General features: G+C 61.2%; 24 protein-coding genes, 1 tRNA gene and 1 pseudogene. 4 read left to right on the plus strand and 22 right to left on the minus strand.

All coding sequences use genetic code 11. The features are described from left to right. Window positions 1–10 precede the first annotated feature (10 nt). The 12 genes and pseudogenes from LZK81_RS11770 to LZK81_RS11825 all read right to left on the minus strand — a co-directional run bounded on the left by LZK81_RS11770 (window position 11) and on the right by LZK81_RS11825 (window position 12,052). Window positions 11–1,894 (minus strand): peptidylprolyl isomerase, encoded by a 1,884-nt coding sequence (locus tag LZK81_RS11770; RefSeq protein WP_046607006.1) that lies wholly within the window; start codon window positions 1,892–1,894, stop codon window positions 11–13. Window positions 1,895–2,226: 332 nt separating this feature from the next. Then, the gene (locus tag LZK81_RS11775; protein ID WP_037082394.1) at window positions 2,227–2,574 is read right to left on the minus strand and encodes a DMT family protein; all 348 of its coding nucleotides are present in this window, start codon (window positions 2,572–2,574) and stop codon (window positions 2,227–2,229) included. 94 nt (window positions 2,575–2,668) lie between these two features. Continuing rightward, the gene (locus LZK81_RS11780) at window positions 2,669–2,827 is read right to left on the minus strand and encodes a hypothetical protein (RefSeq protein ID WP_233953406.1); all 159 of its coding nucleotides are present in this window, start codon (window positions 2,825–2,827) and stop codon (window positions 2,669–2,671) included. A 184-nt stretch (window positions 2,828–3,011) separates the two neighbouring features. Further along, window positions 3,012–4,022 (minus strand): IS30 family transposase, encoded by a 1,011-nt coding sequence (locus LZK81_RS11785; RefSeq protein WP_233953407.1) that lies wholly within the window; start codon window positions 4,020–4,022, stop codon window positions 3,012–3,014. Window positions 4,023–4,196: 174 nt separating this feature from the next. After that, on the minus strand, window positions 4,197–5,018 hold the full coding sequence (locus LZK81_RS11790; protein ID WP_233953408.1) for an MBL fold metallo-hydrolase: 822 nt from the start codon (window positions 5,016–5,018) through the stop codon (window positions 4,197–4,199). Window positions 5,019–5,021: 3 nt separating this feature from the next. After that, window positions 5,022–5,805, minus strand: a pseudogene (locus tag LZK81_RS11795) (TatD family hydrolase). A gap of 10 nt (window positions 5,806–5,815) precedes the next feature. Continuing rightward, window positions 5,816–7,369: a methionine--tRNA ligase gene (gene metG, locus LZK81_RS11800; protein ID WP_233953409.1), complete on the minus strand. Its 1,554-nt coding sequence runs from the start codon at window positions 7,367–7,369 to the stop codon at window positions 5,816–5,818. A gap of 104 nt (window positions 7,370–7,473) precedes the next feature. After that, the gene (locus tag LZK81_RS11805) at window positions 7,474–8,502 is read right to left on the minus strand and encodes a DNA polymerase III subunit delta' (protein ID WP_233953410.1); all 1,029 of its coding nucleotides are present in this window, start codon (window positions 8,500–8,502) and stop codon (window positions 7,474–7,476) included. Then, window positions 8,499–9,197 (minus strand): dTMP kinase, encoded by a 699-nt coding sequence (gene tmk / locus LZK81_RS11810; RefSeq protein ID WP_304655747.1) that lies wholly within the window; start codon window positions 9,195–9,197, stop codon window positions 8,499–8,501. The genes LZK81_RS11805 and tmk overlap by 4 nt, the downstream gene beginning before the upstream one ends. Before the next feature lie 51 nt (window positions 9,198–9,248). Then, window positions 9,249–10,427, minus strand: coding sequence for a D-alanyl-D-alanine carboxypeptidase family protein (locus tag LZK81_RS11815; protein ID WP_233953411.1), 1,179 nt, complete (start codon window positions 10,425–10,427; stop codon window positions 9,249–9,251). A gap of 67 nt (window positions 10,428–10,494) precedes the next feature. Beyond that, window positions 10,495–11,547, minus strand: a complete 1,053-nt coding sequence (locus LZK81_RS11820; protein WP_233953412.1) for a septal ring lytic transglycosylase RlpA family protein — start codon at window positions 11,545–11,547, stop codon at window positions 10,495–10,497. A gap of 256 nt (window positions 11,548–11,803) precedes the next feature. Continuing rightward, the gene (locus LZK81_RS11825; protein WP_105430413.1) at window positions 11,804–12,052 is read right to left on the minus strand and encodes a DUF6894 family protein; all 249 of its coding nucleotides are present in this window, start codon (window positions 12,050–12,052) and stop codon (window positions 11,804–11,806) included. Between the two features lie 142 nt (window positions 12,053–12,194). On the opposite strand from LZK81_RS11825, the gene LZK81_RS11830 reads away from it, so the two are divergent. After that, on the plus strand, window positions 12,195–12,914 hold the full coding sequence (locus LZK81_RS11830; RefSeq protein WP_233953413.1) for a Crp/Fnr family transcriptional regulator: 720 nt from the start codon (window positions 12,195–12,197) through the stop codon (window positions 12,912–12,914). Window positions 12,915–12,929: 15 nt separating this feature from the next. Here the strand turns inward: LZK81_RS11830 and LZK81_RS11835 are convergent, their stop codons facing one another. Beyond that, window positions 12,930–13,562, minus strand: coding sequence for a TetR/AcrR family transcriptional regulator (locus LZK81_RS11835; protein WP_046606998.1), 633 nt, complete (start codon window positions 13,560–13,562; stop codon window positions 12,930–12,932). A 117-nt stretch (window positions 13,563–13,679) separates the two neighbouring features. Between LZK81_RS11835 and LZK81_RS11840 the strand changes: the two genes are divergently transcribed. Continuing rightward, window positions 13,680–14,108, plus strand: coding sequence for a tautomerase family protein (locus LZK81_RS11840; RefSeq protein ID WP_233953414.1), 429 nt, complete (start codon window positions 13,680–13,682; stop codon window positions 14,106–14,108). Between the two features lie 83 nt (window positions 14,109–14,191). Further along, window positions 14,192–14,602 carry a VOC family protein gene (locus tag LZK81_RS11845; RefSeq protein ID WP_046606996.1) on the plus strand — a complete coding sequence of 137 codons (411 nt, stop codon included), beginning with the start codon at window positions 14,192–14,194 and terminating at the stop codon, window positions 14,600–14,602. A gap of 73 nt (window positions 14,603–14,675) precedes the next feature. Here LZK81_RS11845 and LZK81_RS11850 read toward each other — a convergent pair. The 4 genes from LZK81_RS11850 to LZK81_RS11865 form a co-directional block, all read right to left on the minus strand. Continuing rightward, window positions 14,676–14,765: transfer RNA gene (locus LZK81_RS11850), tRNA-Ser, on the minus strand. 53 nt (window positions 14,766–14,818) lie between these two features. Continuing rightward, window positions 14,819–15,298: a GNAT family N-acetyltransferase gene (locus tag LZK81_RS11855; RefSeq protein WP_233953415.1), complete on the minus strand. Its 480-nt coding sequence runs from the start codon at window positions 15,296–15,298 to the stop codon at window positions 14,819–14,821. Between the two features lie 76 nt (window positions 15,299–15,374). Continuing rightward, window positions 15,375–15,959: a J domain-containing protein gene (locus LZK81_RS11860; protein WP_046606994.1), complete on the minus strand. Its 585-nt coding sequence runs from the start codon at window positions 15,957–15,959 to the stop codon at window positions 15,375–15,377. Between the two features lie 129 nt (window positions 15,960–16,088). After that, entirely contained in the window at window positions 16,089–17,252 is a 1,164-nt protein-coding gene (locus tag LZK81_RS11865; RefSeq protein ID WP_233953416.1) for an MFS transporter, read from the minus strand. A 284-nt stretch (window positions 17,253–17,536) separates the two neighbouring features. Between LZK81_RS11865 and LZK81_RS11870 the strand changes: the two genes are divergently transcribed. Next, window positions 17,537–17,962, plus strand: coding sequence for a DUF4864 domain-containing protein (locus tag LZK81_RS11870; protein ID WP_046606992.1), 426 nt, complete (start codon window positions 17,537–17,539; stop codon window positions 17,960–17,962). Between the two features lie 11 nt (window positions 17,963–17,973). Here LZK81_RS11870 and tgt read toward each other — a convergent pair whose 3' ends face one another. The 5 genes from tgt to coaD form a co-directional block, all read right to left on the minus strand. After that, window positions 17,974–19,104, minus strand: a complete 1,131-nt coding sequence (gene tgt / locus LZK81_RS11875) for a tRNA guanosine(34) transglycosylase Tgt (RefSeq protein WP_046606991.1) — start codon at window positions 19,102–19,104, stop codon at window positions 17,974–17,976. After that, a complete protein-coding gene (gene queA / locus LZK81_RS11880) occupies window positions 19,101–20,186 on the minus strand; it encodes a tRNA preQ1(34) S-adenosylmethionine ribosyltransferase-isomerase QueA (protein WP_046611766.1) in 1,086 nt (361 codons plus the stop codon). The genes tgt and queA overlap by 4 nt, the downstream gene beginning before the upstream one ends. Before the next feature lie 65 nt (window positions 20,187–20,251). After that, window positions 20,252–20,761, minus strand: coding sequence for a peptidylprolyl isomerase (locus tag LZK81_RS11885; RefSeq protein ID WP_038586863.1), 510 nt, complete (start codon window positions 20,759–20,761; stop codon window positions 20,252–20,254). An 80-nt stretch (window positions 20,762–20,841) separates the two neighbouring features. Continuing rightward, window positions 20,842–21,414: a peptidylprolyl isomerase gene (locus LZK81_RS11890; protein WP_233953417.1), complete on the minus strand. Its 573-nt coding sequence runs from the start codon at window positions 21,412–21,414 to the stop codon at window positions 20,842–20,844. Window positions 21,415–21,441: 27 nt separating this feature from the next. Next, window positions 21,442–21,936 (minus strand): pantetheine-phosphate adenylyltransferase, encoded by a 495-nt coding sequence (gene coaD / locus LZK81_RS11895; RefSeq protein WP_046606987.1) that lies wholly within the window; start codon window positions 21,934–21,936, stop codon window positions 21,442–21,444. Window positions 21,937–22,183 lie beyond the last annotated feature (247 nt).

The raw sequence follows: 22,183 nt of genomic DNA on the forward strand, positions 1-22,183 counted from the left end.
TCCCTCTGGTTTACTGCAGCATGGCCTGGTCGACCACGGTCTGATTAACGGACACGCCGTAGCTGGTCTTCAGACTGTTGACCATCTGATCGAGCATGTCGTCGCCGGCAGCGTTCGCCATCTGCTGCAGCTGCTGGTCGCCGGAAACCGCATCCGTCGTTGCCTGGTCGACGGCGGCTACCTTCATCAGAAGGCGGCTTTCACCGTCGGAACCGATCGCGGTCGCTGTCATATTGACCGGGCCGGAAAAGGCCGCCGAAATCGCCTCGTTGCCGAAGATCGCATCCTCGGCGCCACGGCGCAGGCCCTGCTTGTTTTCGACCGCTACGCCAAGTTCGGTGGCGATGGCTGCAAGCGTCTCGCCCTTGTCGAGGCGGCCCTTGAGTTCGGTCGCGCGGGCGGTGAGCGACTGGCGCTGCTGTTCGGCGGTCCAGTCGGCAACGGCCTTTTCGCGTACGTCGGCGAGCGGCCGGTCGCGCTCGGGCACGATGTTGCGCACCTCGAACCAGACATAACCATCATTGCCGAGGTTGACCGGAATGGTGTCGGCGCCCGGCTCGGTACGGAAAACATCGCCGAGCAGCGCGGTGGAAGCCGGCAGTTCAGTGATGCGCTGCTCCTTCTCGTCGCGGCCGGAGGCATCGGACGTCACGGTGACAGCCTTGAGATTGAGCGCCTTGGCAGTCTCCTCGAGCGAGGTGCCGCCGCTGCGCATGTCCTCGAAACGGTCGTGAACGCTCAGGACTTCCTGGGATGCGGAAGAGACGGCAAGCCGCTTGCGGATGTCTTCCTTGACCTCGTCGAACGAACGCGTCGTCTCCGGGCGGATATTGGTGACGCGCAGGATGACCGGGCCGAAGGTGCCGTCGATGACCGGCGTCGTTCCGCCGCTGGCAGCAACCTTGAAGGCCGGATCGACAAAGGCCGGATCGGGCACATTCTCCCTGGTGAAATCGCCGAGCAGAACGTCCGTCGCCGTCTTGCCCTGATCCTTGATGATCTGGTCGAACGTGGCAGTACCGTCCTTCAGCTGCGTTGCGGCGGCCTGCGCCATTTCCTTGTTGGGGAAGGGGAGCTGCTCGATCGTGCGCGTTTCGTGCGTCTTGAAGCTGTCCTTGCGCTTGTCATATTCGGCGCGCGCGGCTTCGTCGGTGATCGAAGATGCGTCGGCGATATCGCCCGGCTGCAGCTTCACATAGGTGAAGGTGCGGTATTCCGGTGCGCGGTAACGGGTCTTCACGCCCTCGAACCAGGCGGCGAGTACATCGTTTGCCGGCGCCTTCACCGGATCGATATTGGCGTTGGACAGCAGGACGTAGTCGATCGTGCGGGTCTCGTCGCGATAGCTCTTCAAGGCATCGACCAGCACTTTCGGCGGCTGGAAGCCGTCCGAAACCGCCTCGACGATCTGGCTGCGGACCGCGACCTTGCTGCGCTCCTTGATGTAATCGTCCTCCCGAATGCCGGCATTGCGCAGGCGGGAGGTGAAGAGGTTGCGGTCGAACTGGCCGTTGACGCCCTTGAAGGCAGGGTCCTCGGCGATCAGGTTGGCGAGGCGGTCTTCCGAAAGGCCGAGGTTCATGTCGTCGGAAAGCTGATCGAGCGCGGCGCCGGCTGCGAGCTGTGTGAACACCTCGTTCTGGATGCCGAAGGCGCGGGCCTGCTCGGCCGTCAGCTGTGTCCCGAACTGGCGGCTGAGATTGGCGATCTGCCGCTGATAGGCGAGGCGGAATTCCTCGCTCGAAATCTGCTGGTCCCCGACGGTCATCACCGTGTTGCCACCGGTCGTCACCAACGATTGAGAAGCACCCCAGATGGCAAACGAGGCAACCAGAAGCAGGAGAAGCGACTTGGCAACCCAGGAGCGGGCGGCGTTTCTGAGGGAATCAAGCATCGATCAACATACCTTGCGAACAGTCCTACCGCCCGGAAAAGGCGGATTGAAGGACTGTCTCTAAATCAAACCGAGATAGAAATGAAGGCGTGCCGACGGAAAAGCGAAAACCTCCCGTTCAGGCACGTCTGGCGGTCTTTACAATCGACGAAATCGGCCCCGCATCCAGCCGGTCGGCGAAGGCCTGCGCATCCCGCGGCGCGTGCAGCGCCCAGCGGTCGAGCGCCTCGTCATCCAGCCCGAAATGCCGATCCGGGTATCTTCTTCATTGCACCACCTGACGTCATGGTGGCCCGAACACATCTGCGGCGCGCCGGTTCCCGGTACCCGCTCTATTTGGTGAAGATGAAGAACGCTCCGAGCGCGATGAAACCGAAGCCGACGATCTGCTTCCAGTGAATTGGCTCGCCAAGATAAAGGACGGAGAAAATGACGAAGACCGAGAGCGTGATGATCTCCTGAATGGTCTTCAGCTGCGCTGCATTGAAGTAGCCGTAGCCGATGCGGTTTGCCGGCACCTGGGCGCAATATTCGAAGAAGGCGATGCCCCAGCTTACCATGATGACGAGATAAAGCGGCTTGCTCTCGAATTTCAGATGCCCGTACCAGGCAAAAGTCATGAAGACGTTCGACAGAATCAGAAGGCCGATGGTGAGGAAGGGCGTGGCGCTTGCGAACATGATGGAGAATCCGTGTGGGCTGCTAATGCCGTACGGCAATCATGTTCGCACGCAAAAGACAAGCATGTTCCAGCCCTCGAGCAGCACGGAAGATCTAGTGAAACGTTTCGGGACGGACCTCGTCTTCGAGAATGCGGAAGGCTTCGTAGAGCGCCTCGACCAGAATATCGGTCAGCTTGTCGGCGTCGTTGTCCTGAAGAAACAGCGCGAGCGACTGTTCGGACGGCTGGTGGCTATTGGCTTCGTTCGACATATCATTGTCCTCAATCTGAGCCGGAGTCATTCCGGGTGAGGCCGACGTTAGGGACGCTTGCTTGCGCCGAGCTTGACGAAGAGGCCAGCGGTCTGGAAAGCCTCAGCGAGAGAGGGAACGGGCGTTCGTCGGTAACGTTCCCGTGTGAGTTCATGCTGAACCGCGACTTGCGGGGCTGCCCAAGCTAACCGGCGTGTCTCATCTGAGCGAGCAGTTTTTTGCGAAAGACTTCGGCTGGCGTTCGATAGCCAAGACATTTGCGCGGTGTCGCATTGAGCCGATTGCAGATCTCGATCAGATCGGCGTCTGTGACCGACAGTGGATCGACCTCTCTCGAAAGCCATTTCCTTACCCTGCCGTTGGTGTTCTCGACCGTGCCCTTCTGCCAGGGTGATTGTGGATCGCAGAACCACGTTTGGGTGCCGATGCTGGCCTGGAGATACGGCCAGTCGGTGAACTCCGTCCCGCGGTCGAAGGTGATCGAACGGCGGGCAAGATGGGGCAGGGACTGCAGGGCTTGTATGAGGCCGTCCATAACAGGCCGGGACTGCCGATCATTGTTGCGCAGAAAGATCGCAAAGCGGCTGACCCGCTCGACAAGCGACGTCACATTGGCCTTTCCGAACTTCTTGCGGAACTGGATCAGATCGCATTCCCAATGGCCGAACTGCTTGCGATCGGCAACGACGTCTGGGCGGCGCAGGATGTTCAAGTCCGGGCTAAACCGTTGGCCGTGCTTGCGTCTGGCGTGTCGTGGTCTGCGCCTGGCACGATGCTCCGGCAAATGCCGCCACAGCTTGATGGCATGGCCGTCGGCCGAATAGGCGAACTTGTAGATCGTCTCATGGCTCACCGAGATCGGATGACGTTCCAGCCGCATTCGACCGGCGATCTGCTGCGGTGACCAGCCGTGCACGATGCGCTCGATCACCGATTGTCGAACGTGTGAGAAGCGCGCAAGCTTCCGCAGCTTCGCACGACGTTCGCAAGCCATCTCATGCGCCGTCACGCAATAATAGCCGCTGAGATCGGGTATCTGCTTGTCGACGAACATATTGCGTCTGACTTCACGAAAGATCGTCGAACGATGTCGTCCGAGCTTCTCGGCGATGACCGCGACACTGAGGCCAGCCGTCCTCCAGCGAGCAATCTTACGGCGTTCGTCCAATCCAATCTGGGAATAGGTGCGTCTCATTGCGTCTTCCTTGCGGAGTGATAACCCATTGGCATCATTCGCAAGTCGCACTTCATCCTTGAACCCACCCCGATACGATACAAATATCGCATAAGGTAAATTATGGAACTACACCAATACGCGGCAAGCCTGGTAAACCGGGGTTTTCGGCCACTCCACTAGTTCTGCCAGCGATCAGAGATCAAGAGCAACCTCGAACGCGAGACCGTCATAGGCCGGTTCGACATGCTGCGGCGTCTGCGCCATCACCGTGTCGTAGTCGAGCGGAAGATGCATATGCGTCAGGATCGCGCGTTTCGGCGCAAATTTGGCGATCCATTCGAGCGACTGTTCGAGCGACAGATGGCTCGGGTGATATCTGTACTGCAACGTGTCGATGATCAGCACGTCGAGCCCGCCGAGCCTCGAGACGCTCTCAGGCGGAAAGTCGCTGACGTCGCTGCAATATGCCACGTCGCCGATCCTGAAACCCAGCGAATGGATGTCGCCATGCACCTGCAGATGCGGCAGGAAACGGATCGGTCCGCCCGGCCCGTCCACGACGATCGGCTCGTCCATGGTCTCGATCAGGAACGGCCGGACGATCGGCGGGTAATTGCCGCCCGGCGGCGTTTCCAGGCAATAACCGAACCCCTGGCGGATTCGGTCCATGGTGACCGGATCGGCATAGATCGGGATGCGATGGTGCTGCAGGATGAAATAACCGCGCAGGTCGTCGATGCCGTGCAGATGATCCGCATGGGCGTGGGTATAGAGAACCGCATCGACCCGCTGCACATTGGCGGAGATCATCTGTTCGCGAAAGTCGGGACCGGTGTCGATGACCACCACGGTGCTGCCGCCATCGGGCGCGATCTGCTCGACCATGAAGGCGGCACGCGTGCGGCGGTTCTTCGGGTTATTCGGATCGCAGGCGCCCCAGTCGCCATTCAGCCTTGGCACGCCGGGCGACGACGAGCAGCCAAGAATGGTGAAGCGTCGCCGATACCTCGCCACAGGTCAGAGCCTCGGCATCTTGGAGAAGATGCGGAACGCGTTCTCCGTGGTAACCTTGGCTATTTCCTCGTAGCTGACGCCCATGCATTCGGCGAGCACCTCGGCCGTATTGACCACATAGGAAGGCTCGTTGCGTTTGCCGCGCCAGCGCTTCTGGCGCCAGATAAGGCGCGTCGGTCTCGACCAGCAGCCGGTCGAGCGGCACGGTTTTGGCGATCGCGCGCAGGTCTTCCGACTTCGGGAATGTCAGGATGCCTGAGAACGAGACGTAACCGCCGAGCTCGATGCCGATGCGGGCAAGCTCTGCGCCGGACGAGAAGCAATGCAGGATGAAAGGGAAGGCCCCCTTCCCGCTTTCGCTCGTCAGGATCTCGCCCATGTCATCGTCGGCGCTGCGGCTGTGAATGACAAGCGGCAGACCGGTTTCCCGGGCGGCGGCGATATGGCGGGTCAGCCCGGTCTTCTGGTCGGCCGGCGTCTGCGTGTCGTAGAAATAGTCGAGCCCGGCCTCGCCGATCGCGACGATCTTCTGATGCGCATTGGCGAGCCGCACCAGGTCTTCCGTCTGGATGTCCAGCTCTTCGCCGGCATTGTTCGGATGTGTTCCGACCGAGCAGAACACCGACGGATATTGCTCGGTGAGAGCCAGCAAGCCGTCGAGTTTTCGCACCCGCGTCGAGATCGTCACCATCTGGCCGACGCCGGCCTCGTGGGCACGCGACACGATCGCGTCGCGCTCCTCGGCGAAATCGGCAAAATCCAGGTGGCAATGGGTATCGATCAGCATGGATAAGGCCTTATGCGCTCGCTTCCGACGCCACATAACGCGGGAAGACCGGCGTCGGGGCTTCGAGCGGCGTGCCGGGCTTCAGGCGACCGGCTTCGCCAAGCGCCGCAAAATCCCGCTTATCGGCCGGAGAAGCCACGAGATCGAGCAGCTTGGCCGACGAGTCCGGCATGAAAGGTTGCAACAGGATGGCGATCTGGCGCACGACTTCCGCCGTGACGTAAAGCACCGTGCCCATGCGGGCCGGATCGGTCTTTTTCAGCACCCACGGCGCCTGCGCCGCAAAATAGCGGTCGGTGTCGGAAACGATACCGATGATCGCCGCAAGAGCGCGGTTGATGAGCTGCTTGTCCATTTCCTCGCGGCAGATGGCGATCAGGCCGTCGGCAGCCGCAAGCAGTTGCCTGTCGGCATCGGTGAGCTCGCCCGGTTCCGGAACATGGCCGTCGCAATTCTTGACGATCATCGACAGCGAACGGCTTGCAAGGTTGCCGATGCCGTTGGCCAGATCCGCATTGACGCGGGTGGCGATCAGTTGGTCGTTGCAATTGCCGTCCTGGCCGAAGGAAATCTCGCGGCAGAGATAATAGCGCACGTAGTCGAGCCCGAACTTCTCCAGAAGCTCGAACGGATCGACGACATTGCCGACCGACTTCGACATTTTCTCGCCGGCATTCAGCACGAAGCCGTGGGCAAAGACGCGCTTCGGCAACGGCAGCCTGGCCGACATCAGGAAGGCCGGCCAGTAGATCGCATGGAAGCGGATGATGTCCTTGCCGATGATATGCACGTCCGCCGGCCAGTATTTGGCGCGCGGGCCGTTCGGGTCTTCCATGTAGCCGGTCGCGGTGAGGTAGTTGGTCAGTGCGTCGACCCAGACATACATGACATGCGCCGGATCGTTGGGTACCTTGATACCCCAATCGAAGGTTGTGCGCGATACCGACAGGTCCCGCAGGCCGGATTTCACGAAGGAGATCACCTCGTTGCGGCGCTCGTTGGGGCCGATGAAATCCGGGTTTTCCTCGTAATGCTTCAGCAGCTTGTCGCCGTATTCGGAAAGCTTGAAGAAGTAGCTGGACTCCTCAACCCACTCCACCGGCGTTCCCTGCGGCCCGTAGCGGACGCCATCGCGGACCGACGTTTCGTCCTCGGCATAAAACGCTTCGTCGCGCACCGAATACCAGCCGGCATAGGTGTCCTTGTAGATGTCGCCATTGTCGGCCATGCGGTTCCAGATGTTCCTGGAGGCCTCGTGGTGGCGCGGCTCGGTGGTGCGGATGAAATCGTCGTTGGACGCGTTGAGTAGCTTGCCCATGGCCCGGAATTCACCCGAATTGCGCTCGGCAAGCGCTTCCGGCGTAATGCCTTCGGCGCGCGCCGTCTGCTGCATCTTCTGGCCATGTTCGTCCGTGCCGGTCAGGAAGAAGACATCCTTGCCGTCCAGGCGCTGAAAGCGCGCCATGGCATCCGTCGCGATCAACTCATAGGCATGGCCGATATGCGGCTTGCCGTTCGGGTAGGAAATCGCAGTGGTGATGTAATAGGGCGTCTTGTCGGACATCAGGGGCACTCGGGCACTTGGATTTGGATCATGCCGCTCTTAGCGCATGTTTCGCGGATGCGAAACACAAAGTTCCTTGTGAGCTTCCCGCCCCTGCCCTTCGATCAGCGCCGCGCGGCATCGAGGATCGACAGGATCGTCTGCTTGCGGTCCAGATTATAGGCCTGCGCGATGGTGATCTTCTCGGTCATGTCGCTGACGAGTTTCGCCTGCCTGTCGGCCGTCGGAAGATCGCCGGCAAGGGCCGCGTTGCGCGCCTTGGCGATCAGGTGGTCGCTCAGGTGCTCTAGGAAAAAGCCGAAGATCACTTCGCTGTCCTTGCCGGACAGCACATCCGCCAGCCGGTGCATCGCCTTGCGGGCTGTCGGACCGTCGGCCGCGACTACCTCATCGAAGGCGGAAATGATCTCTGTGCCGCCATAGTTCAGGAGTTTCAGCGCCTGGGAAACGCTGCCCTTGGACATGCCGAGCACCATCTCTTCCGTCTTGCCGCCGTCGAGCGGCATGCCCAGGCCCGCGAGCGCCTTCGCAAGATCCCGGTCGCCGAGCGGTGACAACCGCAGCGACTGGCATCGCGAACGGATCGTCGGCAGCAGTTTTCCGGGCGCATGCGAGAGGACCAGGAAAAGCGCACGGCGCGGCGGTTCCTCGAGGATCTTCAGGATGGCGTTCGCGGCGTTGCGGTTGAGATCATCGGCCGGATCGATGATGACGATCCGCCAATTGCCAGTGCCCGAAGTCTGGGAGAAGAAATGCCCGGCCCGGCGCACCTCGTCGACCGTAATCGCGGTTTTCGTCTTGCCGGTCTTCTCGTCCACCGGCCGCGCCAGATGCAACAGGTTATGCGAGGCGCCGGTGGCGATCTGGCGGCTGATGGGCGAATTGAGATCGGGATCGGCGATATGATCGGGGGCGATCGCGGGATCGGGATGGGAAAGCACGTGGTTGGCAAAGCGGAAAGCGAGCGTCGCCTTGCCGATCCCCTCCGGCCCCTCGATCAGGATCGCGTGGTGCCCCTTCCCCGAGCGGTAGCTGCGCGCCAGAAAATCCTCGGCGGCCTGATGCCCATAGAGATGCGGATTGCGCGCCGGCGGCACGGCGCCTTCCAGAATGCCGGCGGTTTCCTCGCTCATCCGACCGATTCCGCGCTGCTCTTCTGAGTAAAGCTCAGTTCGCGCACCAGCGGCTCGACGATCGCGAAAATCTCGTCGGCGATCTCGTCTTCGGAGCGCTCGGCGTCGACCACATGGCAGCGTTCCGGTTCCGCCTCGGCGATTTCGAGATAGGCCTCGCGGCGTTTTTCGTGGGTTTCGATCTCTTCGCGCTCGAAACGATCGGGCGCGCTGTCGGCACCGCGCTTGCGGGCACGTTTCAGCCCGACTTCGGCCGGCAGGTCGAGAATCAGCGTGCAATCCGGCACCACCCCGTTGATCGCCACCCGCTGCAGCGCCTCGATGTAATCGGGCTCCAGATTGCCGGTGACACCCTGGTAGACGCGTGAGGAATCGATGAACCGGTCGCAGAGCACGACTGCGCCACTTTCGAGCGCCGGCCGGATCACCTCCTCGACATGGTCGTTGCGGGCGGCGGCAAACAGGATCGCCTCCATCCGCACGCCGAACTCTTCCGCAGCCCCTGAGAGCAGAACGTGGCGCACGGCTTCCGCCCCCGGCGAGCCGCCAGGCTCGCGGGTCATCAGCACATCATGGCCGCGGCGGCGCAGCTGATCTGCGAGCCGGCGAATCTGGGTGGATTTGCCAGCCCCCTCGCCGCCTTCGAAAGTTACGAACAATCCGGAATGTTCTGCCACGCGTCTTTCCGCACTCATTTTATGCTTCAGCTTATAACGCATATGGGTGCGCTGCGAAACATCGTGTTGTCAAAGCCAGAAGAACATCAGTTCGAGCAGCGCGTCCGTCGCCTGGCTGACGAGGCTACCGGTTTCGATCGGCTTGGCCGTCACCAGCGGCACTTCCCGCACCACCCGGTCGCCCGAAGAAATCCTCAGCACGCCGACATCCTGACCTTCGGTCACCGGAGCCCTGAGCGGCCAGCGATAGACGATTCGTCCGGAAAGGCGGTCGGGATTGTTGGCCGGCAGATAGATATCGACCGGTTCCCGGGCCACGAGATCGACATGGCTCGACGTGCCGCCATAGACGCTCGCCTGGCCGATCACCTCGCCTTGCTTGAACAGGACCTTGGTCTCGAACGAAGACAGCCCCCATTCGAGCACCCTTCTCGCCTCTTCCAGCCGTTCCTTGTCGCTCGCAAGCCCGCCCATGGCAAGGAAGAGCCGGGTGCCATTGCGTGCCACCGACGCCACCAGCGCATAACCCGAACCCTCGGCAAAACCGGCGCCAAGGCCGTCGACGCCGATATTGAGCGAAAAAAGCGGGTTCTTGTTACGCTGGAAGATCTTGTTCCAGGTAAAATCCGGCTGCGCGTAGATCGGATAGAATTCCGGATATTCGCGAAAGATATGACGAGAGAGTTCGACAAGGTCGCGGGCGGTCGTGCGGCTCTCCGTGTCCGGCAGGCCGGTGGAATTACCGAAGACGGAACGGCCGAGCCCGAGATCCTTGGCGCGCGCCGTCATCCGCGCTGCAAACTCGCCTTCCGAATGGGAAATGCCTTCCGCCAGCACGATGCAGGCATCATTGCCGTTCTGGACGACGACGCCTTTGACGAGATCTTCGACGCGTATCTGCGATTTCAGCGCCGCGAACATGGTGGTGGTGCCCGAGGGCGCCCCGCCGGTGCGCCAGGCAAATTCGGTGACCGGGAAGGTCGTGTCGCGGCTGATCTCGCCGCGCTTCAATGCGCTGAAGACCACTTCCATGGTCATCAGCTTGGCGAGCGAGGCCGGTGGGAATCCCTGATTTTCGTTGGAGGCGAGCAGCACCGTGCCGGTCTTCGCCTCGACCATATAGATCTGCTTCGCCTTGGTCACGAAGGCGGGCGGTGGTTCCTGTGCGTTGACGGCTCCCGAAGGCGCACCCGCTTGCAGGAATACTTGCAGCAATACTAGGCAAAGCAGAATCAGCAGGCGCCGCATGATCACCCCACGAACCGTCCCTACCTATGCCTAGCAGTGGCGATTGCAACCTGCAATCGCCCAAGAACTATCGCACGGGCTTTTGAGCGGCCTTGGGACCTTCCAGCACCATGTTGCCGAACACGACCCGCGGAGTTTTTGCCTGCGGAGCGGATGAATAGGCGGTTTCCAGGCTCCGGCCCTGCGACGGCCGCGTCTGAGCCTCGACGGGGTAGGAAGAGGCTACCTGCCGGTTCTGCGCGGGAGCAACCCCGGCGACCGGCCGCTCGATCGGGTGCGGACCGACCTGCGGCGATGTCGAGAAATTCTCGAGAGCCTTGAAGGCCGGGGGCGCAGAGGCTACCGGCGCCGGGCCGCTCGGCGTGCGGCCTGCCAGCGCGGTCGGACGCGGCATGGCCGAGCCGTAATTCTGGAGCTGGTCGCCCAGCGTCTGGTTCGACGCGACCATGACGCCAGTTGCGATCTGGCCTTCCGGCCGGATCGACGGCAGGCGATCACCCTTGCGGACATAGGAGGCCATCAGGAACGGCATGTCCTTGCCGTCCATGCGGGCGCGGCCGACATATTGCACGTTGACCTTGGCGGTGCCGATCCGCTTCATATCCAGCATCTCGGCGGTCTTGTCGGAAACGTCGATGATACGGCCCGGATGATAGGGGCCGCGGTCATTGACCCGGACGATGACCGAGGTGCCGTTGTCGATATTGGTCACGCGGGCATAACTCGGCAGCGGAAAGGTCGGATGCGCGGCAGACAGGTGGTCGCTATCATAAACTTCGCCATTGGCGGTCAGACGGCCGTGGAAGGCGGACCCGTACCAGGAGGCAAGACCGCTCCTGTTGTAATTCGGATCTTCCTTCGGAACGTAAGTCTGGCCCTTCACCTCATAGGGCTGGCCGACCATGAAGCGGCCGCCACCCTTCGGCACCGGCCGGTCGTCGCCGACCACGCGCGGGCTCGCCTTGACGCCATATTCCTTTTCGGAAAAATACTCTTTGCTGCGGGGTTTCGACTTCGGTGCCTCGGTCGTGGCGCAGGATGCCATACCCGCGCAGACCATCGTTATCCCGAGCCATTTCGCACCCAGCGAAAGCTTGCAGCCACTCACACCCAAACTCATCCGTCCCATGCCGCCTTCACTGCACCAGGCTGCGAACGATCCTCGCGACCGTACCGCCTTTCACAGCCATTGAACCAGTCCGGGACATACCCCTATGCCGACGGACACAATGAAGGCGAACCTTTGCTAGCATCGCGGCAAAAATGCGAACGAAAACGGGGGAAAAGATAAAATTCTATTTGATATGGTTAATCATGCGCTAACAACGAGCACTTGCAGCCAAGATTAACTTCTCAGGAATCCAGGAATTGCACAATCAAAGTTCCGGATCGTCATGCCATTGTGTCTGGAACGACAGGTGGCCGGTAAATACCGACTGCCCAGACTCGTTACGCACCTCGATGGAGATCGAGCCCTTCCCCCGCTCGGGAAATTCCTCGCGGGCGATGTCCGCCAATATCCGGCTCACCTCCCGGCTGATCTCCTCGCGGGTCGATATTTCCTGGCCCTCATTGTCGCGCACAGGCCCGTCGCCGTTGATCAAATCGAAGAAGTATCGCGCCATGCCATGCTCACTGCCTTGAGTATTACCGACCAAATTTCTTTCGACCGCATTTGTTCCCGCCCAGTGGTCAGTTCTTCCGAGGGATCTATATGGCCTCCTCATCCGTTCTTTCCCTGGATATTGATGCCCGCCGAGGACAATCGTGATCGACTCTCTACTTCTAAATCTCGAACAGCATGACGTTCTTACCGATGAAGAACGCAACATTCTCAGGCGAATCGTCGGCCGTGAAAGGCGCTTTCTGACGGGAGAAGATTTCGTCTCGGAGGGATCGAGGCCGGGCTACAGCAGCCTCCTCGTCGACGGGTTCGCGGCCCGATACAAACTGACGGCGGAAGGCACGCGGCAGATCACGGCAATCCACGTCGCCGGCGATTTCGTAGACCTGCATGCCTTCCTGCTGAAAACCATGGATCACGGCGTCGTCGCGCTGTCTCCATGCCATATCAGCCTTTGCGACCATGCCGATCTGAAGCAGGTGACGGAACAGCATCCGCACCTGACCCGGATGTTGTGGCTCGATACGCTGGTCCACGGCTCGATCCACCGGGCCTGGATCGTCGCCATGGGGCGCCGCTCCAAGACCTCCCATCTCGCCCATATTCTTTGCGAACTCTACGTCCGGCTGGGAGTGGTCCGCCGCACCAACGGCTGGAGCTTTCACCTTCCGCTCTCACAGGGCGAGATGGCAGATGTGCTGGGATTGTCGCTCGTCCACATGAACCGCGTCATCCAGACGCTCAGGCGAGAACGCCTGATCTCCTGGTCCAACCACACGATCACCATTCTCGACTGGGACCGGTTGCAGGAAGTGGCGGAATTCGATCCCACCTATCTGAGCCTGTCTGTGGAGCCACGGTGACGAGGCGTGACAACTTCAATGGTCGGCAGAACTCGAACGCGCGCCGTCCAACGCCTTCGGACCGGCCAAGCGTAACGCTGCCTGCCCTACGAGGTGGGCGATGCGGTCCGACAACTCCGGGTCCGATACGGCACGGGCAAGCGTAACGCCTCCGCTGAGCATGGCGAGCAGCACGATCGCCTGATCTTTTTGCGAACCGGCGGGCGTGCCTGGAGCATCATTCTCCGGCAAACCTGCGGCGACCTCTTCGACGAGGCGCTTCAACTCTGCCGTATAAGCAGCGCGCGTATCGTCATCGGCGCGCATCACGTCGGTGGACAGGCTCGGCAAGGCACAGCTTTCGCCAAGATCGCAGGTCCGTTTGTAACCAAGATAGAATCCCACGAAGGTCGTCAGCCAGTTCGTCTGCTCGCTGCCTTTGAGCGCTGCAATCCCTTGCCGCAACTCTTCCAAGCCTGACAGCACGGCGGTACGGAAGGCTTCGCTCTTGGACTTAAAGTGCCCATAGAAGGCGCCGTTGGTCACGCCAGCGGCCTTGGTCAATGCTTCGATGCCGCCGCCACCATAGCCCTCCTTCCGGAAAACCCGGCCCGCCGCCGCCACGATCTTCGATTTGGTCTCCTGCTTATGCTCCGGGCTGTAGCGCATGCCATCCTCATTAAGAGTGACTGCTCTTTATCCCTTGAATAAAGAGCGATCGGTGTTTATAGATAGAGAGCATTCGGTATATATCAAATGCCTTTCCTGTTCAAATGAGGAGACCCCATGCCCATTACGCTCACCGTGCCCGAAGGCCTGCTATCGCCACAAGCGCAGGCCGAGGCCTTTTCCGGATTAACAGACGCGATTCTCGAAGTCTCGGGTCTGACCGGCAATGCCTTCATGACAGCCAACATCGTGGGTTCGATCAACGTGTTGCCGAAGGACAATATGCTTGCCGGTGGCAAGGTGGTGGCAGCAGCTTTTATCGAACTTAAGCTCCCCGAGATCGCCCTGGCGACGCCTGAGGCTAAAAACGCTTTTATCGAGAAGGCAACGGATGTCGTCGAAAAGGCGGCTGGGGGACGGCTGAAGCGTGAACATATCTGGTCAAACATAGTCTACGCTCCCGAAGGAGCCTGGGGCATCGCCGGCCGCAGCTACGACAATGCCAGCTTGATCGAGGCCATAGCGGGCACCGGTGTCACCCTGTAGCGTTCGCATCTCTAAATTCCTCAAAGCTGGACTGCGAAACGCCAAGATTTCGCGGTCTGGTACCTCTCATTGGAGGCCATGCCATGCAGCTTGCCAACTATCTCTTTTTTACGACCCAGTGCGAAGCAGCGCTCGACTTCTATACCAAATGTGGCCTTGGTCGGGTCACTGCGCTCATGCGTCACGGCGACCACGGAGTGCCGCTCGCCTCTGAAAGTATGCGCGGCAAAGTCATGCACTCCCGCTTCGAGGGACCTGGCCTTTTGTTCTTCGCCTCGGACAATCACGATGCCGAGCCGATGCGAGGCTCCGCTCACATGCTCATCATCGACGATCGCGCCACGACAGACCGATTATTCATGGCGCTTGCCGATGGCGGCAAGATTACCACACATCTGGCGGTGCAGCCGTGGGGCAGTTATTACGGCAAACTCACCGACCGGTTCGGTGTCCAGTGGATGCTGGACTGCCTATCCCAGACTGCCGCGCGGTAATAGCCGGCCGGTGATCGGAGTGCGATGTAGCTGCTGCGCAGAATATCGCGCTTGGCGCGGACCGTCAGCAGTTTGGCGGAAGAGGTGGGATTCGAACCCACGGTACGGTTTCCCGCACGCCGGTTTTCAAGACCGGTTCCTTAAACCACTCGGACACTCTTCCAGTGCGCTGGCTTTATAACGGTCACGCGTCCAGCGTCAACCTCACCTGCCCCATCAGCCCTCGGCAAAGCTTTTCAGCGTCTCGCCCGAAAGCCTGTAACGGATCCACTCGCTCATCGGTTCGGCGCCGATCGCCCGGTAAACCCGGATCGCCGGTTCGTTCCAGTCGAGCACGCTCCATTCGAACCGGCCGCAACCGTTCTCGACGGCGATCTGCGCCAGCCGCTTCAGCAGCGCTCTTCCGGCGCCGAGCCCGCGCGCCGTCGGCGTCACATACAGGTCTTCGAGATAAAGCCCGTTTCTCGCCTGCCAGGTCGAATAGCTGAAGAACCAGATCGCCATTCCGACAGGTACGCCGTCCTGTTCGCAGACCAGCGCCCGGGTCACCGAGGTCTCGCCGAAAATGGAGCTTTCGATCGTCTCCACGGTGGCCTCGACCTCGTGCTCGGCCCTTTCGTAGATCGCCAGTTCGCGGATGAAACCGAGCAGCGCCGCGGCATCCTCACGAACGCCCTCCCGTATGGTCAATGCCATCGAAAACCCTTTGAATTGAATGGGCTGAAGCTATGTCTTGAAGCTGAATTCGGTGTCAAGAGACGTGCCGCGGCCCTCACTCGGCGGCGGTCTTGATCTCGATCACCTCGACCTCGTAGGAATACCCGTCCAGCATGCCGTAGGCCTGCTCGATATTCCCGATCTCGGTCTCGGCCCTGCCGATCGCGTCGTTGATCGCTTCACACCGGGATTTCAGCATGCGGCCCAGCACGTCCGTCTCGGGCTTGCGGCCGATGCGATCGATGTGGTTGCGGATGCGGGCGCGGTGGCGCTCCATCTCCAGAATATGGAAGCGGGCATTGACGATCTTGTCGGTCAGCTTGCGACGTATGGCGGCGACCGGATCGAAACTTCCCGGCTCGCGCTCGTCGAGGATGATCTCGTTGACCAGCGTTTCGAGAATCACCAGCCCCTGCAGGTCCTTCGTGTCGGCGAGTTCCGGGTCGTAACCCGTATCGTCGTAGACTTTTCGGCGTACCGGATCGGAGAGCAGTTCATAGGACACGGTCAGTTTTCCGAATGCATCGACGTCGCCGCCGGCATCCGGATGAACCGTTTTTGCGCGTTTGCGATAGGCCGACTTGATGGCTACGCCATCCGCCTCGCGCGAAACACCAAGCATCTCATAAGGGTCGATCACAGTGTCACCTGTTTTCGGCAAATCCGGTTTCATTGTCTAACGGCTAAGGCCAGCGGTCTCAACCCCTCACCGACTCTTGTGGCCAATTATGGGCAGCCCTTACCCTTGCCGGATTTTCCCACAGAGCAGTTAAGCCGGCCAGCGGCGCGGGCGCGGCCATGACGGGCGGCGGCCCTCGGCCACGGGTGCCATCAGGAAGCTGACCAGCACGCAAGGCAGCAGCACCAGGAAGGTCGCGACGAGATCGACATGTTCGGCAATGAAGCCGAGCATCGGCGGCACGCCGATCGTTGACAACATCAGCGTCAGGCCCAGCGCCGCGAGGTTTTCCGACGGCTGCCCCTTGCCAAGCTCGATCGTCGTCGAGACCGCGAGCGGGTAAGCAAGTGCCACGCCGCAGCCGATCAGGAAAAGCGCAAGGCCGGAAAGCGTCAGGCTTGGCGTCGCGACGAGAAGGATGATTCCAAGAGCGACGGAAACGGCCGAGGCACGCACCAGCACCATGGATCCGAAACTGTCCCGCAGCATGTCGCCGGAAAGCCGCGTCAGCCCCATGCCGATGGTGAAGGCCGCATAAAGCACGCCGGCAATCGCCGGATCGGCCTTCAACTGTTCGCGCAGAAAAAAGATACCCCAGTCGTAGACCGCGCCCTCGACGATGCAGAGGCCGAAAACCATGACGCAGATCAGCACGATCATCCTGTCCGGAAGCACGTATGCCCCGCGCTTGCGGTCCGGCCGCGTCTGCGGAGACGCCTCCCTGGGGGTGATCCAGAACACCAGCAGGCAGGCAGCGATTACGAAACCGGCGGCCATGGTCTGCTGCACAAAGGGCGTCACGGCCTGTTCGGCCAGGAAGCCGGAACACAGGGAGCCGGCCAGCAGACCCACCGACCAGAAACCGTGGCTGCGGGACAGTACCTTCCGGCCGGTGCGCTGCTCTATGCCGGCGGAAATCATGTTGGCAGCCACGTCGAAAATCGTGCGGAAGAAACCGAAGAGAAAGAAACAGATCACAAATCCCACGACCGGAAGGGCGGTCAGCGCGGGCGTCAGCATGGCGCAGATCGGCAGAGTGACGAGTGCCGTCATCCGCGGCGTCAAGCGGTCGTTGATGCGTCCTGCAAGCGGCAAAGCGAGAAAGGTACCGACAGGGGCGCTCAGCAGTGCCAGACCGAGAGCGGCCTTGTCGATTCCCAGCGACGCCTGGATAGCCGGCAACCGCGTGAACAGCGAAATGAACAGGATGGCGTTGCTGAAATAAAGCAGGGCCGGCGGTAAAAGGTTTTTCATCGAAATTGCATGTCCGGGCGAATCAATATTCCCGCCGCATTCCTGACAGTGTCGGCAGAAACCGACAAGCCGCGATAACGGGACCCTGCCCTGCGCCTCCGATGGCCGGAATATCACGAAAATGTGCGGATAACGGCGGCGGGCACATCAACGCGTCATCGTTCTGTAATCATTCGGATTCGTTTGCCTTCAAGAAAGGCGTTGCGCAAAAAACTCGCAGGCGCCATCTTCTCCTTGCGCCCAAAGGCGCTAGCCTTCTGGTGCTCGCCCTTGGAGAAAGCCCGATGCTGGTTCGATATCTTGCAGTCGTTCTGTGTTTCGCTCTCTGTTCTTTCACCGCCGTCAAAGCCGAGGATCCCGTCGCCAACGCCCAGGCGGTGATTTCCGGCCAGATCGCCGCGCTCATGCAGGATGACGCCGAAAAGGCCTATTCCTTCGCCTCGCCCGGGATCCGCAGCCTCTATCCCAACAAGGACCGGTTCCTGGATATGGTGCGGAAAACCTATGAACCCGTCTATCACGCCGGCAACTATGCCTTCGGCCGCTCGAAGATGATCGGCGGCGGCGAAGTGGTGCTGCAGGAAGTGATGATCAGCGCCAGGGAAGGCAAGGACTGGACGGCCATCTACGAGATGCGGCTGATGGACGACGGGTCCTACAAGGTCAACGGCGTGCGGATGATCCGCAACACCGCCAGCCAGGGCATCTGACGCCCCTTTAATCAGACGGGATCGATGTCGCCCTTCGCCCACATTTCCTGGGTTTCGGCATAGAAATCGGCGAACCGGCCTTCGGCGATCGCCTGGCGGATGCCCTTCATCAGGTCCTGATAGTAGTTCAGGTTGTTCCAGGAGAGCAGCATGCCGCCGAGCGCCTCGTCGGCGCGCACGAGATGGTGCAGATAGGCGCGGGAATAATCGCGCGCGGCCGGGCAGTTCGATTCCTCGTCCAGCGGCCGCATGTCCTCCGCATGGCGGGCATTGCGGATGTTGACCTTGCCGCGGCGGGTGAAGGCAAGCCCATGGCGGCCCGAACGGGTCGGCATCACGCAATCGAACATGTCGATGCCGCGTGCCACCGATTTCAGCATGTCGTCCGGCGTGCCGACACCCATCAGGTAACGTGGTTTTTCGAACGGAAGAACCGGAAGCGTCGTTTCGAGCATCTTCAGCATGACGTCCTGCGGCTCACCGACCGCAAGCCCGCCGACCGCATAACCCTTCAGGTCGAGCTGTTTCAGGCCTTCGGCCGAGCGGATGCGCAGTTCCGGCTGGTCACCGCCCTGGACGATGCCGAACATCGCCTTGCCTGGCTGTTCCCCGAAGGCGACGCGGCAGCGCTCGGCCCAGCGCAGCGACAGTTCCATCGCCCGCTCGATCTCCTTCGGCTCGGCCGGCAGCGCCACGCATTCGTCGAGCTGCATCTGGATGTCGGAGCCGAGCAGGCCCTGGATCTCGATCGAGCGCTCCGGCGACATGTGATGCAGGCTGCCGTCCACATGGCTCTTGAAGGTGACGCCCTTTTCGTCGAGCTTCCTGAGGCCCGAGAGTGACATGACCTGGAAGCCGCCGCTGTCCGTCAGGATCGGATGTTTCCAGCGGATCAGCTCATGCAGGCCGCCCAGCCGCGCGACGCGCTCCGCGCCCGGCCGCAGCATCAGGTGATAGGTATTGCCGAGAATGATGTCGGCACCGGTATCGCGTACCTGGTCGAGATACATGGCCTTGACCGTGCCGACCGTGCCGACCGGCATGAAGGCGGGCGTGCGGATCGTGCCGCGCGGCATGGTGATCTCGCCAAGCCTGGCGCCGCCATCGGTGGCCTTGAGATTGAACTGGAAAGTCTCGGTCATCGGTTGTCCCGGAAAAGAAGGCTGGAATCGCCATAGGAATAGAAGCGGTAGCCGGTTTCGATCGCGTGGGCATAGGCCGACCGCATCGTCTCCAGCCCGCAGAAGGCCGAGACGAGCATGAACAGCGTCGATCGCGGCAGGTGGAAATTGGTCATCAGCATATCGACAGCCTTGAAACGGTATCCCGGCGTGATGAAGATGCCGGTCGCACCGCTCCAGGGTTTTATCGTGCCGTCATCGGCAGCGGCGCTCTCGATCAGACGCAGCGATGTGGTACCGACGCAGACGATGCGCCCGCCGGCGCGCTTCACCGCATTCAGCCGCGCGGCTGTCTCGGCGCTGACATGGCCGATCTCCTGATGCATCTTGTGCTCGGCAGTGTCGTCCGCCTTGACCGGCAGGAAGGTCCCAGCCCCGACATGCAGCGTCACGAAATGCCGTTCGATGCCGACGGCATCGAGGCTCGCGAAAAGTTCCGGCGTGAAATGCAGGCCTGCCGTTGGAGCCGCAACCGCACCCTCCTCGCGGGCGTAGATGGTCTGGTAGTCCTTTTGGTCCTGCGCATCTTCCGGGCGCTTGGCGGCAATATAGGGTGGCAGCGGAATGTGCCCGACCGCCATGATTGCTTCGTCGAGTGCCGGACCGGAAAGATCGAAGCGCAGGGTGACTTCGCCGCCCTCGCCCTTGTCTTCCACAGTCGCGGCAAGCGAACCTATCAGGCAGGCATTGCCACTATCACCGAATTCGATCCGGTCGCCGGTCTTGATGCGCTTTCCAGGCTTGGCGAAGGCCTTCCAGCGATCGGGGGCGACGCGCATGTGCAGCGTCGCGGACACCTGCTGGCCGCCCGCTCCTTCGCGATGGCGAATGCCCTCCAGCTGCGCCGGTATGACCTTGGTGTCGTTGAAGACCAGCGCGTCGCCCGGTCTCAGAAAACCCGGCAGATCCGACACGCGGTGATCGGCAAGCACCGGCTCGCCTTCCGGCCGGACGACGAGCAGCCGGGCGCTGTCACGCGGGCTCGCGGGCCTCAGCGCTATATTTTTTTCCGGGAGATCGAAGTCGAAGAGATCGACGCGCATGGATTTTCCAAAAAAGCGAAACCCGCCCCGCCGACAGACGGAGCGGGCCATTCGTTCCGTCGAGATCAGACGTCGGCGGCGACGCGGACCGAAACGATCGAGTCGGGATCCTTGACCGGCTCGCCCTTCTTGATCTGGTCGATGAAGTCCATGCCTTCGATGACCTGTCCCCACACGGTGTACTGCTTGTTCAGCCACGGCGCATCGGTGAAGCAGATGAAGAACTGCGAGTTGGCCGAGTTCGGGCTCTGCGAACGGGCCATGGAGCAGGTGCCGCGGACATGCGGGACGGCGGAGAATTCAGCCTTGAGGTCCGGCTTTTCCGAGCCGCCCATGCCGGCGCGGGCCGGGTTGAAGCTTTCGGAACCCTGCTTGCCGAACTTCACGTCACCTGTCTGGGCCATGAAATCGGGAATGACGCGGTGGAAAACCACGCCGTCATAGGCTTTCTCGCGGGCAAGTTCCTTGACGCGGGCGACGTGGCCCGGCGCCAGGTCGGGCAGAAGCGAGATGACGACCTTGCCCTTGGTGGTTTCCACGATGAGGGTGTTTTCCGGATCCTTGATCTCGGCCATATGCTTTCTCCTTGATTCGGCACCCGATTGTCGTCTGCGACAGGGGCGCCCTTCGTTTAGTTCTTAGCCCTTTGGGGCACTTACTTCTTGCCGACGGTGACCTTGATCATCTTGTCGGGATTGGCGACCTCGCCATTGCTACCTTGGCCGCGCTTGATCTTGTCGACCAGTTCCATGCCGGACACGACCTTGCCGACGGCGGTATATTGGCCGTCCAGGCTCGGATATTTGGTGAACATGATGAAGAATTGCGAGTTCGCGGAATTCGGATCCTGCGACCGCGCCATGCCGACGATACCGCGCTCGAACAGCACTTTGGAGAATTCGGCCGGAATATCGGGCATTTCCGAGCCGCCCATGCCGGCGCGGGCCGGATTGAAGCTTTTCCCGCCCTGCTTGCCGAACTCCACGTCGCCGGTCTGGGCCATGAAGCCGTTGATGACCCGATGGAAGACGACATTGTCGTATTCGCCCTTGGCGGCGAGCGCCTTGATCTGCGCCACATGTTTCGGCGCGACTTCGGGCATCAGCTGAATCACCACCGGGCCGTCCTTCAGCTGGATGGTCAGGAAATCATCGGGCGCAGCAAGAGCCGGCAGGATCATCGACGCGAGGGCGAAAGCGCCGGCAACGGCAAGACGAAGCAGTTTCATGGAAAGATCTCCGGGGTTCGGAAACGATCAGCGTTTCAGCTTGTTGTTCAGGGCCTTGAGGACCGCGGCAGGCACGAAGGCGCTGACGTCGCCGCCCATCGCCGCGATCTGCCGGACCAATGTGGCCGTAATGGGCCGCGACGCGGTGCCTGCCGGCAGGAAGACGGTCTGGATATCCGGCGCCATCTGCCGGTTCATGCCGGCCATCTGCATTTCGTAGTCGAGATCGGTGCCGTCGCGCAGGCCGCGGATCAACAGGCCGGCGCCGTTGGCGCGGGCGGCATCGACCACCAGTTTGTCGAAGGAAACGACCGATACGTGGCCGGCCCTGCCCGGCAACGCTTCGGCAAGCGAGGCGCTGATGAGTTCGGCCCGCTCCTCGAAGGTGAACATCGGCACCTTGCCCGGATGAATGCCGATCGCGACGATCACCTTGTCCGCGACATTCAGCGCCTGGACGAGCACGTCCAGATGGCCGTGGGTCATCGGATCGAAAGAACCGGGATAAAAAGCGGTGGTCATGCTGAGGTCCGGACCTGTTTCAGCGAAATTTCACGCGCCTTTTGTCACGGAAGCCGCCCAACCGCAAGCATCTCCCAATTCTGAACGAAAGATGAATGGCCCGTTCAAGGGCGTTTCAGCGGCGCTGTGGTCTTATGACGATCGTGGCGGGCGAAAGACCCGTGCGTATCTGGGGAGAAATGACGACAAATGCTTGCTTTGATGGTGATGGGAGCCGTGGTTCTCGCTTTTGCACTGGAGGCCTTCG

The organism is Neorhizobium galegae (assembly GCF_021391675.1).
Classification (GTDB): Bacteria; Pseudomonadota; Alphaproteobacteria; order Rhizobiales; family Rhizobiaceae; genus Neorhizobium; species Neorhizobium galegae_B.